The sequence below is a fragment of the Janthinobacterium sp. genome, assembly GCF_031995485.1.
Taxonomy (GTDB): Bacteria; Pseudomonadota; Gammaproteobacteria; order Burkholderiales; family Burkholderiaceae_D; genus Janthinobacterium.
Genome location: NZ_DAMAGB010000034.1, coordinates 1 through 12,503, shown reverse-complemented (window position 1 = coordinate 12,503; position 12,503 = coordinate 1). Strand labels below are relative to the sequence as shown.

Sequence of the window (12,503 nt, the reverse complement as noted above, 5' to 3'; positions counted from 1 at the left end):
TCTCCCATGCCTGACACCTCAGTGGCCGCCGTCTGGCTCCTTGACGCGCGTACCATCGGTGACGCTCTGCTGCGCGGATATATGTCCTGGCTGTCGCCCGGCGAACTGGCGCGCCATGCCCGCTTCATGCGGCCGCAGCGCCAGCGCCAGTTCGTGCTGGGGCGCGCCTTGCTGCGCACGGTGCTGGCCCAGGCGCTCGGCGTGCCGCCCGCCATCATCGTGCTGGAAGAGCGGGCAGGGCAGGCGCCGCTGTCGCCTGCCGGCGCGCCATCTTTCAGCCTGTCGCACAGCGGCCACTGGATCGCCTGCGCGGTCAGCCGGCAAACGGCGCTGGGGCTCGATATCGAGGTGATGGATGCCAAGCGCGATGTGCTGGCGCTAGCGCGGCAGGCCTTCGGCGACGCGGTGGCAAACCACCTGGCGGCCATGCCGCGTGAGCAACAGCTGGCGTCGTTTTACCGGCGCTGGAGCGAGTCCGAGGCACGCTACAAGCTGGGCGGGGAGGCCGGGGAGGCGGCCAGCTGCGTGGCGCTGGCCCATCCCGAACTGTCGATCGTGCTGTGCAGCGCCGCACCGCTGGCGGGCTTGCCCGACTTGCAGGTCGCCGCGCTGGCCGGCCGAGTCACCGCACCACGATTTCCTGCACCTGGGGATCGCGCTGGCGCAGGAAGCGCACGATGGAGTCAACCGTGACGACGTCGATCTGGCGCGTCATGCGGCGCTCGAACGGGTGGTCGTCAAACGCGATATTGGCGCGGAACATGCGCGCACCGAGGCGCGTGGCGGCGGGAATGCTGAGCGTCTGCGGCGCGTAGCTGGCGCTGCGCAGCCAGGTTTGCGCTTCGCCGCGCGTCTCGATCTTGCCGGGGTCGTTGCTGGCGGCCGCCAGCGTTTCCAGTACCCACTGGTTCGAATTCTGGTATTTGGTGGAAAACGGATAGGCCAGCATATTGTAGTGGCCTTCATGCAGGCGCTTGGGCGTGTTCGAGGCCAGCAGGCGCGCCAGCTGCTGCTGGGTTTCCTGCGATGGCACCATGATCAGCGTTTCGTACATGAAGATGTCATCCATGAAGAAATTGCCGAGGCCCTCGTTGTACAGCGACGATTGCGCCGTGCCGCATTCGTTCAGTTCATGCACCACCAGCCAGCGTCCCTGCGGATGGTCGCGCCAGGCCAGCGCCATGTGCGAGTAGCGCAGATTGTATTTCGACAGATCCTGCCCGGCGCGTGCCACCAGCGCCACCTGCGCGCCGGAGGCGTCGAGCGCCTGCCAGGTCTTTTGCGCCAGCTCCATCGACTTGACCAGCGTGCCGGCGTCGGTCGGTTTTTCTTCGCACGAGCGCCCCGCGTGGGCGGCGCCGGCCAGCAGCAGGCTGAAAACGAGTATCGTCAGGCGTTTCATGGTCTTATGCCTTCGAATGGTGCAACAGCGCCTTGCCCACTTCGTTCGGAATAAAGGCGATGGCCTTGCCGGACAGCACCAGCATATGGCCAGTCGACATGGCTACCACGCTGACCATCGTGCCGGCGGCCAGCGACAGGCCCTCGGCCGCTTTCGCGCTCATCCGGATCGAGGCGCCGCCCGCTTCGGACGCGCCTTTCAGCACCACCACGATGCCTTCCCCGACCGTTTCGACGCTGGCGACGACTACCTGGCCCGAGGCTACCAGCATCGACAGCGAGCCAGCCACAACAATGGCGGACCCTTCGCTCAGCCCTTCGGAGCCGCGCGACAGATTGCGCGAGCCGTCGGCATGGGCCAGGCCCGGCATGGCGGCCGACAGCGCCAGGGTCAGGCAAAGGGGCAACAGGTATTTGGTGGTCAGGTTCATCAAGGTCTCCTTCATATGTGCCAATTGGCAACGTCATGATTGTCGATGGCAGGTGTTTGGTCAATCGGAATGCTACTCGTAGTGGGCAGCCGTACTGCGGGTATCACTTTTTGATACTATGTTGTTCTTTATCACGCCAAGGATGGCCATGCCGCATACCCACGCCCTGATCGAAGCCCTGAAGCGACTGCTGAAGCAGCGCGCCGTGACGTATGCCGAACTGGCGCGCAGGATCAGCGTGTCCGAAGCCAGCGTCAAGCGCATGTTTTCACTGAAACAATTTACCCTGCAGCGGCTGGAGCAGATCCTGGTGGCGATCGACAGCGATTTCCAGCAACTGGCATTGGCCGTGCAGGCAGCGCAGGCGGCGCCGGCCCTGATCACGGGTCTGACGTATGCACAGGAAAAGGAAATCATCGAGGACACCAAGCTGTTTATCGTGGCCGTCTCGGCGCTGAACCTGCTGCCGCTGGAACAGATCATTGCCATCTACGACATCAGCGAGGCGCAGGCCGTGAAATATCTGCTGCGCCTCGACAAGATCGGTTTCCTGGAACTGTTGCCGAACAACCGCGTCAAGCTGCTGGTGGCGCGCACGTTCGCCTGGATACCGAACGGCCCCATTCACACCTATTTCAAGCAGGAAGCGTATGACGACTACCTGAACTCGCAGTTCGACGGCGACAGCGAATTGCTGCGCCTGGTCAACGTGATGCTGTCGAAAAAATCCACGGCGGCCCTGCTGGAACGGCTGCAGCAGGTGGCGGTCGAGTTTTCGCGCCAGCACCAGGAAGACGCGCGCCTGCCGGGCGAGGAGCGCCTGGCCATCAGCTTCATGCTGGCGGCGCGGCCGTGGATGCCGCAGACCTTCAAGGCATTATTGCGGCAGTAACGGCTTACGGCGCGGGCGGCTGCTCGTCCTTGATCTGCGACAGCAGGCGCCAGGCAAAAAAGCCCAGCACGCCCACGCCCAGCAGCAGGGCCGCCCACAGCGCGGCCAGGCGCCATGGCGCGCCGTGGTCAGCCGGGGAAGGCGCCGTGTCGCCGGTGCCGGCATGCGCCGTCAGCGCACCGGCCGTGGCAACCGGCAGCGCCTGCAATTCTCCGTCGCGGTAGCCGGGCGCCACCTGCGACAGCGGCTGCGCCACCGGTTGCGCGTCGGCTTTGCCGAACACCAGGCGGTAGGGTCCCTTGCCGCCGGCCAAAAATACCAGCGTTTCCGGCGTCCAGCCCAGGCGCAGCGAGGGCGCCTCGGCCGGCAGCGCCGTGCCTTGCGTCTGCGGGCGCAAGATCCATTGCGTGGTCTGCACCACCGGCATCGCCAGCTCGCCCGAGACGCGCTCCTTGCCGGCGTCGCTGATGCGGTAGAAGCTGGTGCTCAGCAGCGGATCGAAATAGTCGCCGGTCGGCTGCTGGCGCGTCTGGCGGTGCAGATGCAGGCGGCGCTGCGGCACCTCATTACTCCGGCGATACACGCCCAAGGTCACCGGCAGTACCACATTCGATTGCGTAAATTGCAGCGCGATGCTGTCGGCCGGAATCGCGACCGGCGTGGCGTAACTCCATTCATTGGCCTGCTTGCCGGGCGCTCCCCGCAGTACGATGGAAGCGCGCGGCGGCGCCGCTTCCGATTCGCTCACGGCCTGCGCCGCGATGCCGGCAAACACCAGCGGCGCGCCTTCCTGCCAGCTCAGGCGCGCATAGCGGAAGGCGCGCGGCGCAAAGGCGATGCTGTCATTGGCCAGCGTCTGCGTGTCGCTGTTGCTGAGCCAGTTCAGGGTGGTGGTGCCGACCGCATCCCATTGTTTCAGGTCGTCGCTCGCTTCGAGCAGCACCTGCGCGCTGTAGTCGCCGGTGTTGGCCGGTGGCGTAAAGCGCAGCGCGCCGATGCGGCTGCCAGGCGCCTGCTGGCCGATATCGAGGATCAGCGCCTGCAGCGTCTTGCCGACGGCGCCGCTGCCGGCACCGGCGCTGGCGCTGACCGACAGCAGCCGTCCATCGCTGCCGGTGCGGATCTCGACGTTCTGCAAGCCGCCACCGCCGGCCGTGCTGCCCGTTACGGGAAAGATGCGCGCGGCCACGCTGCTGCGCTGCGTGCTGGACTGCGCCGGCGGCGTGCTGATGGCAAACGGCAGGCGCTGGCCGTCGCGGTCGACCAGCCGCACGTCGGCCAGGTTGCCGGTGCGCGCATGCAGATACACCTCCCTGGGCAACGGCAGGCGCGCCACGCCGGCGCCGGCCGGCACGGTGACCGGCATGCTCCAGCCATAGCTGGATGGATGGTCCGGCACATTTTGCGCCAGCGCCGTGCCACACGCCAGCAGGCTCACGATCGACAGGACAAGTTTCATGCGCTCTCCGGTTTGATTGCGGGTTCGGCGATGCTGTCTGCCGCCTTGGGAAACGGCGCCAGGTAGCCGATCAGCAGCATCAGCAGACCCACGCCGACAAACGAGACGATACGGGCAATGCCGCCCACGTTCGACAGGTCGACCAGGAACAGTTTGGCCACCACCAGCGCCAGCAGCACGGCGCCCAGCGTCCATTGCTGGCGCCGCTGGTGTTGGGCCGCATGGCGCATCAGCAGCAGGGCGGTAATGCTCCACACCAGCGACAGCATGGCCTGCACGAACTGCGACGCCATCATGTCGTCGAATGCATACGGTACCCCCATGTAATTCGATACCGTGCGCAGCAGCATCAGGTTGAACCAGCCGTAGACGAAGCAGGCGGCGGCCACCTTTACGCGCGCCTGTAGCGGCTCCAGCCACAGCGGCTGGCCGGCACGCAGCAGGCGGTAGGCGGCAATGCCCAGCAAAATCGCCAGGCCACTGCTGATATCGAGCGGATTGAGCAGAGGCAGGTAGGGCAGCGGCGCCATGGCGCCGTTGTCCATGAAATTCCAGGCGGCGATCAGCACCACCGACCACAGCGCGCCCAGCGGTATCAGATAGCGCTGGTACCAGCTGGCAATCGGCGCCACCGGCCAACCGCCTGCGCGGCAGCGGCGGATCAGCAAGGCCAGCGCCAGCATCATGGCCCAGGCCGGCAGATAGCGCGACCAGGCCGGGCTGACGGCCTCGCCTTGCCCTGCCAGCCAGGCGTCGATATGGATCGCACCGACCGGCCACAGCATCAGCCATGGACCGGCAATGCGCACCGTGTGCAGCAGGCGCAGCACGCGCAGGTTCAGGTGCCAGCCGGCGCGCGACCAGGTGCGCAGCATGAATTCACCGCTGGCCAGCATGCAGGCCAGCGCCAGCCAGGACAGGCCGGTCGGCAGGTATTCGCGCAGGTACAGGGCCATCAGCATATTGGCGCTCCACAGGCCCAGGCCGATCCAGACGGGCGGCGTCAGCCAGCGCAGCTGCGGCCAGGCCAGGCGGCGCGCCAGCAGCGCGAACAGCGGCGTGACGAGACTGACGGCAATCAGATACAGCGCCAGCCAGTGTTCGCCCGCATGCGGATGCATGCTGTCATTGCCATCAAGCATGCGCAGCAGCCAACTGGTGAGCGGGAACAGCACGCCGACAAACCACAGCAGACCGCTCCACTGCAGCAATGGCAGCGCGGCCAGCGACAGTTTTGCATTGATTTCCACGCGCGCCTGGCGCTGGGCAAACCAGGCGCTGGCCAGCGCGGCGGCGCCCAGCAGCAGCGCGCTGACGAAGGTGCCATGCAACAGGTTGCTCGGGTGATCGTTCCATTCCAGCCCCATGCGCAGCAACAGCACGGCGCCGGCCAGCAGTTGTACCAGCAGCAACAGCACGCGCGGCACCGTCCATTGCAGGCGCTGCGCCAGCCAGAACAGGCCGGCGGCCACCGCCAGCGCGCTGAGGGTCAGCAGGTTCAGCTGCGTGATGGCGTCGGTGCGCAGCAAAATCTCGGTCCACAGTCCGCCCAGCAGCCAGGCGGTGGCGCCGGCCAGGAACACCACCGACAGGCCCTGCATCAGTTCCGGCCCCAGTTTGGCGTGTGCCACGCCTTGCTGGCGGCGGAAGTTGATCGCCATCAGCAGCGCGGCGGCGGCCAGCAGCAAAAAGCCCAGCCACAGGTTCGATTGCAGCGCGATGTCGGTATTCATGTCGGCCAGGATGCCGAGGAAAGAGATCCACGCGCCTGCCTGCACCAGCAGGCCAAACGCCCAGGCCAGCGGCTGGCGCTGGCGCAGGCCGACCCAGACGATGCCGGCGCCTTCCAGCGCCCAGGCGGCCGAGGTCCAGCGGCCGTCGAGCGCGAACGGAATCGCCAGCGTGCCGAACACAATGCCCAGCGCCAGGAACGCTTCGGCCAGCAATTTGAAGTGGCCGCTGCGGCGGCGCCACAGCGCCACCGCCAAGCCCGTATAGAACAGGCCGGCGACCAGCGCCGAAAACGCCAGGCCGAAATGCATGTGCTTGACGAGGCCAAATTGCAGGCCCATTGCGGCCAGTGGCGTGCCGAACACCAGCGTGCCGTCCACATAGTGTTTCAGGCGCGGCGCCTGGCGCGCGCAGTAGGCAATCGCGATGCCGACATAAAACAGCACGAACAGGATCAGGAACAGCTGGCTCGACAGATAATTTTCCGGCACATAGCGCAGCAGGCCCCAGGCGGTGGCCACCACGAACGTGAAGCCGAAGCTGAGCACATTCAACACGCGCCACGAGCGTTTCAGGGCAATCGCGAACACGCCGGCGTTGAGCAGCGCGTAATAGCTGAACAGGCCGATATGGCTGCCGCCGCCGGTGGAGACAAGTATCGGCACGGCAAAGCCGCCGATAATGCCGAACACGGCCAGCCAGACGGCGTTCTGCACCACCGCCAGCAGGCAGGTAAAGCCGGTCAGCACGAACAGCAAAATAAAGGCCAGGCTGGCCGGCATCAGTTCGTACAGGCGGAAGGCGCCAAACGTCACCAGCATCAGGATCGCCAGCGCCGTGCCCTGCAGCGGCAGGCTGATGCCGGGACGCGCGAGGCGGATGCGCCAGGCCCAGGCCAAAAGGGCAATATCGGCCAGCGCGATGCCGGCCAGGCGCAGCTCGATCGGCACTGTGATCTGCGCCGACACGTATTTGAGCAGGAAGCTGACGCCAAGGAACAGGATCAAGAGGCCCAGCTTGGCGACCAGGTTGCCCGTAAACAGCCAGGCCTTGGCCTTGGCAAACATGTCTTCCGCATCGCTGGCCCAGGCGGGGGTATTTGGCGTGACCCGCACCGGAACAGGCGCTGGAGCAGGCCGGACCGGTGGAGTGGCCGCTGGCGCGGGGGCTGGCGGCGCGGCGGCTGCGGGCGCGGCGGTGCTGGCAGGCCGTGGCTTGTCGAGCGAAATGGTAATGGCGGGCGGGATGAACGCTGGCGCGGGCGCGGCTGGCTGTGCAGGCGGCGCCGGCACGGCAGGTTGGGCAGGCGCAGCCGGTTCGGGCACGGGCGTTGCCGGCGTGCTTGCTACCGGCGCGGCCGCCACCATTGTGGCCGGCGTTGTGGCGGCCGACCCTCGCTCGAGCGCTTGCAGGCGCTGCTGCATGCTGTCGACTTCGCGGCGCAGGCGCACCGTGAGCGCTTCCAGCTCCGCGACCTTGCCGCGGTTTCTCATCGTTATAACGAAAGCCGTGAACAACACGACCACCAATAGCAACGGTATCAGTACGAACATAGTTTGGTTTTCCTGGCAGGACAGGGCGCGCGCCGCCCCCGATGTGTATGCGCACCTTACCTTATTATTAAGAATGACGGTTTTCTTATAGCCATGTGGAAATTTCTTGGCCTCGATGCGAGCATGTAATGCCGGGCCGCTGGCGGTATTGATTAGAAGCAAGACCCCGACATTCAGATTGTCGTGCGCAGGATAGTGCTGTATTTTAGCAATTCGTTCACTTTCCATTCCCACGCCATGAGTCAAAGCAGCCAGTTCTCCTTATTGTCGCAGCGCCGCTTCGGGCCGTTTTTCTGGACCCAGTTCTTTGGCGCCTTCAACGACAATCTGTTCAAGACGGCACTGATGGTGATCCTCGCCTACGACGCGCTGAGCTGGACCAAGCTCGATGCCTCCACCATCACCAACCTGATCCCGGGCCTGTTCATCCTGCCCTACGTGGTGTTTTCGGCCACCGCCGGCCAGCTGGCCGACAAGTTTGAAAAGGCGGGCCTGGCCCGTTTCGTCAAATGGATGGAACTGGCCATCATGGCGGTGGCCGCCGCCGGCTGGATGACGCATACCCTGTGGCTGCTGGTGGCCGCGGTGGTCGGCATGGGCGTGCACTCGACCCTGTTCGGGCCCGTCAAGTACGCGTACCTGCCGCAGCAGCTGAAACCCGAGGAGCTGGTCGGCGGCAATGGCCTGATCGAGATGGGTACCTTTGTCGGCATTTTGCTCGGCGAAATCCTTGGTGCCGTGCTGATCGTGCACAAACCGCTGGGCGTGGAGCTGGTGGCCGGCGCCACCATCGTGGTGGCCGTCTTCGGCCTGATCGCCAGCTACCGCGTGCCGCGCACGCCGGCGCCCGAACCCGACCTGAAAGTGAGCATCAACTTTGTCGCCGAGTCGTTCCGCAACCTCAATTTCTCGCGCAAGAACCGTCCCGTGTTCCTGGCCATGCTGGGCAACTCGTGGTTCTGGTTTTATGGCGCGCTGATCCTGGCGCAGTTCCCCGTCTACGCCAAGGATTTCCTGCATGGCGACCATGGCGTGTTCGTGCTGCTGCTGACCGTGTTTTCGGTCGGCATCGGCACCGGTTCGCTGCTGTGCGAAAAATTGTCCGGACACAAGGTCGAGATCGGCCTGGTGCCGTTCGGCTCGATCGGCCTGTCGCTGTTCGGCATCGACCTGTTTTTCGCCAGCAATGCCTATGCCAATACCCAGCTCGTCGATGCGCTGGCGTTTGTCGGCCAGGCCGGCGTGCCGCGCATCCTGTTCGACATCGTGATGATCGGCGTGTTTGGCGGCTTCTTTATCGTGCCGCTGTTTGCGCTGATCCAGACGCGCTGCGACCCGAAACATATATCGCGCACGATCGCCGGCATGAATATCCTCAACGCCTTGTTCATGGTGGCGGCGGCCGGCGTGGCCATCGTGCTGCTGGGACAAGGCTTTACCATTCCGCAGCTGTTCCTGGTGACCGCCATCCTCAATGCGCTGGTGGCCGCATATATCTTCTCGCTGGTGCCGGAATTCCTGATGCGCTTCCTGGCCTGGATCCTGATCCACACCGTGCACCGCGTGAAAGTGGTCGATGGCGACCGCATTCCGGCCGAAGGGGCGGCCGTGCTGGTGTGCAATCATGTCAGCTATGTGGATGCCATCGTCATCGTGGCGGCCAGCCCGCGCCCGATCCGCTTCGTGATGGACCACAAGATATTCAAGATGCCGCTGATGGGCTGGATCTTCCGCACCGCCAAGGCGATTCCGATCGCCTCGGCCAAGGACGATCCTTTCCTGATGGAGCGCGCGTTTGTCGATATCGCCCAAGCGCTGCACGAAGGCGAGCTGGTGTGTATCTTCCCGGAAGGCAAGCTCACGCGCACCGGACAGATCAACGAATTCAAGGGCGGCGTGTCGAAAATCGTCGCGCGCAGCAAGGTGCCGGTGATTCCGCTGGCGCTGCGCGGCCTGTGGGGCCATCTGCTGAGCCACCGCAACGGCCATCTGTTCGAGCGCGCCTTCAAGGCGGGGCTGCGTTCGCACCTGGCGCTGGCCGTCGGCGTGCCGGTGGCGCCCGAGCTGGCCACGCCGGAACTGCTGCAGCAGAAGGTGCAGGACCTGCGGGGCAAGTGGAAGTAAGCTCACTGCGACGCTGACCCGGCAAGATACTGTTGCAGCAGCGCATCGATCGCCTCGAAGTCGACCGGTTTGGTCAGGTGGTGGTCAAAGCCCGCTTCCAGCGTGCGCTGGCGGGCGTCGCCCTGGCCCCAGCCGGTCAGGGCGATCATCAGGGTCGGGCGGCCATGGGCCAGCTGGCGGATCTGGCGCGCCGTTTCATAGCCATCCATGCCGGGCATGCCCAGGTCCATTACGACCAGCTGCGGCCAGCTGTGGCTGATGGCCTGCAACGCCTGCCGGCCGTCGTAGGCGACATCGGCGCGATGGCCTTCCAGCTGAAACAGGGTCTGCAGCGCATCGGCCGCATCCATATTGTCGTCCACCACCAGCACCTGCAACGCGCCATGCGCGTCCGGCGACACGGCTGGCGCCGGCGCCGCCGCTGCCGGCGCCGCTTCCACGCTGGCCGGCAGGGTCACCACGAAGCGGCTGCCACGCCCGGGGCCGGCGCTGTAGGCCTGCACGCTGCCGCCATGCATTTCGGCAAACTGGCGTGCCAGGCTCAGGCCAATGCCCAGGCCACTGGCCAGTTGCCCGGCCACCGTACGGCTTTGCTCGAACAGGGAAAAGATGCGCGGAATCGCCTCCGCGTCGAGGCCGATGCCATCGTCCTCGATCGTGGTATGCAACAGGCCGTCCGCCATCTGCGCACTGATATGGATATGGCCGCCCGGCGGCGTAAACTTGATCGCATTCGAGACGATGTTGGTGAAGATCTGCACCATGCGCGCATAGTCGGCATGCAGCACGACAGGGCGGGGCGGCAGGTCGGCTGTCAGGGCCAACTGGCGGCTGGCGGCCGCTTCCTGGCACAGCTCGATCACGTGATGGATGATCTGCTCGAAGCCCACCTGCTGGCGCTGCAGCGCTACCTTGCCGCTGGTAATGCGGCCCACGTCGAGCAGGTCGTCGACCAGCCGCGTCAGTTGCGTGACTTGCCGCTCGATCACGCCTTGCACCCTGGCGATCTGTTCCGATGCGGGATACAGCCGGCCCAGCACGGCGGCCGAGGTACGGATCGGCGCCAGCGGATTGCGCAGTTCGTGCCCCAGGCTGGCCAGGAACTCGTCCTTGCGCCGTTGGCTTTCGCGCACCTGGTACTGGCGCGTGCGCGCGCGCAGCATGGCGTGCGCCGAGGTAATCAGCGTCAGCGTGTGCACCGGGCGTTCCAGCAGGGTCAGGTTGCCCAGCGTGGAAATGGCCTGGCGCAGGGGCAGGGTGTCCTGGCCGCTATGGGTCAGCACGATGATGGGCAGGTCCGACCATTGTGGCTGTTGCCGTGCGTAATCGTCCAATACTTGCCAGGCGCCCGCCTGCAGCGCTTCTTCCACCGTCACCACGCCGCCCGCGCCCTGGTTCAGCTGCTGCGCCAGTTCGCCGGCCGACTGGCAGGCCAGGCTGTCGATGGCGCCGCTGGCCAGCACCTTGACGGCCAGGGCGGCGTCCTGGCCGGCCGGCGCGTAGATCAGGATGCGCTGTTCCATCGCCTGCCTCAGGGGAATGGCGTGCCGCCGACCGTGGGCATGCCGGACAAAATGCCGTGAAAGCCGGCCAGCGGCGGACCGATATGGACACCCTGCGGGCCGATTTCAAAGCGGCGGATGCTGCGCTCATGGACGCTGCCGCGCTTCTTGAACACCGAAATGGCTTGCCGCACCTCGCCTTCCGTTTCGTAATAGCGCAGCATGATTACGCTGTCGGCCAGGTAGCTGGCGTCGGCCGAGGTGGTCATGGCCGTACCCAGCATGTTCTGCTGCACCCCCACCAATAGCGTGGCCACGCCGCGCTGGCTCAGGTAGTTCAGCAGTTCGTGCAGGTAGGTATTCTGGAAACGCTCGTCGGGCACCGCGTTCATGTAGCCGTTCAGGCTGTCGATCACGATCACGCGCGCGCCCCGTTCGGCCGCATCGACCACCGCATGGGCAAATTCGCCAGGGGGCAGTTCGGCCGGGTCGACCTGCCGCACCAGCAGCAGGCCGCTGTCCTGCGCTGCGCGCAGGCGCATGCCCACGCCATCGGTGCGCTTGAGCAGCTTGCTGCGCGCTTCTTCGAACAAGAACATGGCGCACGGCTCGCCGCGCACGGTGGCCGCGTGCACGAACTGCGCCGCCAGCGTCGACTTGCCGCTGCCGGCCGGACCGGAAATAAGCGTGCTCATGCCTTCTTCCAGGCCGCCGCCCACCATCGCGTCGAGTTCCGGCACGCCGGAGGACAGGACAGTGCCCTGGACTTCGCGCCGGCTCTCGGCCGCCACCAGGCGCGGATAGACCACCAGCCCGTGGCGGGCGATTTTATAGTCGTGCGCGCCACCGCGAAACGGCACGCCGCGGTATTTCACCACGCGCACGCGGCGCCGGTCATTGCCATAGTCCTGGTTCTGCAGTTCGAGCGAGACCACGCAGTGCGCCACGCTGCGCACCTGCAGGCCATCGTCCTGCGCGGAACGGTCATCGATCAGGATGGTGGTGCAATGGCGGCTGGCCAGGTATTGTTTCAGCGCCACCACCTGGCGCCGGTAGCGCAGCGGATTTTCCGCCAGCAGTTGCAGTTCCGACAGCGAGTCGAGCACCAGCCTGGCGGGCCGGTGCTTGTCGATGGCGGCCAGGATGCGCTGGTTGGTGGCGGCCAGTTCGATTTCGGACGGGTGGAAGATGGTGTACTGGCGCTCCGGATCGAGCATGTCGTCGCTGGGCGCCACCTCTTCGATGCCGATGCCGGCCAGGTCCCAGCCGTGCGACAGCGCCGCGCCGCGCAGTTCGATTTCCGATTCGGCCAGCGCCACGTACAGCACCGCTTCGCCGGCGCGCACGCCTTCCATCAGGAACTGCAGCGCCAGCGTGGTCTTGCCCGTGCCCGGTTCGCCTTCCAGCAGA

The 12,503-nt window shown here is 65.7% G+C and carries 9 protein-coding genes; 3 read left to right on the top strand and 6 right to left on the bottom strand.

Annotated elements, in window-relative coordinates; genetic code table 11:
* Positions 1-6: 6 nt before the first annotated feature.
* Positions 7-693 carry a 4-phosphopantetheinyl transferase gene (locus RTQ46_RS17995; protein ID WP_312438720.1) on the top strand — a complete coding sequence of 229 codons (687 nt, stop codon included), beginning with the start codon at positions 7-9 and terminating at the stop codon, positions 691-693.
* Here RTQ46_RS17995 and RTQ46_RS17990 read toward each other — a convergent pair.
* The gene (locus RTQ46_RS17990) at positions 623-1,402 is read right to left on the bottom strand and encodes a DUF2145 domain-containing protein (RefSeq protein WP_312438718.1); all 780 of its coding nucleotides are present in this window, start codon (positions 1,400-1,402) and stop codon (positions 623-625) included. The genes RTQ46_RS17995 and RTQ46_RS17990 overlap by 71 nt on opposite strands.
* Before the next feature lie 4 nt (positions 1,403-1,406).
* Positions 1,407-1,832 carry a hypothetical protein gene (locus tag RTQ46_RS17985; RefSeq protein WP_312438717.1) on the bottom strand — a complete coding sequence of 142 codons (426 nt, stop codon included), beginning with the start codon at positions 1,830-1,832 and terminating at the stop codon, positions 1,407-1,409.
* Between the two features lie 148 nt (positions 1,833-1,980).
* On the opposite strand from RTQ46_RS17985, the gene RTQ46_RS17980 reads away from it, so the two are divergent.
* On the top strand, positions 1,981-2,724 hold the full coding sequence (locus RTQ46_RS17980) for a helix-turn-helix domain-containing protein (RefSeq protein ID WP_312438716.1): 744 nt from the start codon (positions 1,981-1,983) through the stop codon (positions 2,722-2,724).
* 4 nt (positions 2,725-2,728) lie between these two features.
* Here RTQ46_RS17980 and RTQ46_RS17975 read toward each other — a convergent pair whose 3' ends face one another.
* Together RTQ46_RS17975 and RTQ46_RS17970 are read right to left on the bottom strand one after the other, a co-directional pair.
* Positions 2,729-4,183: a DUF3999 family protein gene (locus RTQ46_RS17975; RefSeq protein WP_312438715.1), complete on the bottom strand. Its 1,455-nt coding sequence runs from the start codon at positions 4,181-4,183 to the stop codon at positions 2,729-2,731.
* Positions 4,180-7,407, bottom strand: coding sequence for a DUF2339 domain-containing protein (locus RTQ46_RS17970; protein ID WP_312438714.1), 3,228 nt, complete (start codon positions 7,405-7,407; stop codon positions 4,180-4,182). The genes RTQ46_RS17975 and RTQ46_RS17970 overlap by 4 nt, the downstream gene beginning before the upstream one ends.
* A 297-nt stretch (positions 7,408-7,704) precedes the next feature.
* On the opposite strand from RTQ46_RS17970, the gene RTQ46_RS17965 reads away from it, so the two are divergent.
* Entirely contained in the window at positions 7,705-9,591 is a 1,887-nt protein-coding gene (locus RTQ46_RS17965) for an MFS transporter (protein ID WP_312438713.1), read from the top strand.
* Between the two features lie 2 nt (positions 9,592-9,593).
* Here the strand turns inward: RTQ46_RS17965 and RTQ46_RS17960 are convergent, their stop codons facing one another.
* Both RTQ46_RS17960 and RTQ46_RS17955 read right to left on the bottom strand, forming a co-directional pair.
* Positions 9,594-11,114, bottom strand: a complete 1,521-nt coding sequence (locus RTQ46_RS17960) for a response regulator (RefSeq protein WP_312438712.1) — start codon at positions 11,112-11,114, stop codon at positions 9,594-9,596.
* An 8-nt stretch (positions 11,115-11,122) separates the two neighbouring features.
* Positions 11,123-12,502, bottom strand: a complete 1,380-nt coding sequence (locus tag RTQ46_RS17955; RefSeq protein ID WP_312438710.1) for an ATPase domain-containing protein — start codon at positions 12,500-12,502, stop codon at positions 11,123-11,125.
* Position 12,503: the final 1 nt, after the last annotated feature.

What these genes read in the sequence shown, in the direction of transcription:
- RTQ46_RS17995 (WP_312438720.1), top strand. Translation starts at nt 7, where the DNA reads ATGCCTGACACCTCAGTGGCCGCCGTCTGGCTCCTTGACGCGCGTACC.
- RTQ46_RS17960 (WP_312438712.1), bottom strand. Translation starts at nt 11,114, where the DNA reads ATGGAACAGCGCATCCTGATCTACGCGCCGGCCGGCCAGGACGCCGCC.
- RTQ46_RS17975 (WP_312438715.1), bottom strand. Translation starts at nt 4,183, where the DNA reads ATGAAACTTGTCCTGTCGATCGTGAGCCTGCTGGCGTGTGGCACGGCG.
- RTQ46_RS17970 (WP_312438714.1), bottom strand. Translation starts at nt 7,407, where the DNA reads ATGAGAAACCGCGGCAAGGTCGCGGAGCTGGAAGCGCTCACGGTGCGC.
- RTQ46_RS17980 (WP_312438716.1), top strand. Translation starts at nt 1,981, where the DNA reads ATGCCGCATACCCACGCCCTGATCGAAGCCCTGAAGCGACTGCTGAAG.
- RTQ46_RS17965 (WP_312438713.1), top strand. Translation starts at nt 7,705, where the DNA reads ATGAGTCAAAGCAGCCAGTTCTCCTTATTGTCGCAGCGCCGCTTCGGG.
- RTQ46_RS17985 (WP_312438717.1), bottom strand. Translation starts at nt 1,832, where the DNA reads ATGAACCTGACCACCAAATACCTGTTGCCCCTTTGCCTGACCCTGGCG.
- RTQ46_RS17990 (WP_312438718.1), bottom strand. Translation starts at nt 1,402, where the DNA reads ATGAAACGCCTGACGATACTCGTTTTCAGCCTGCTGCTGGCCGGCGCC.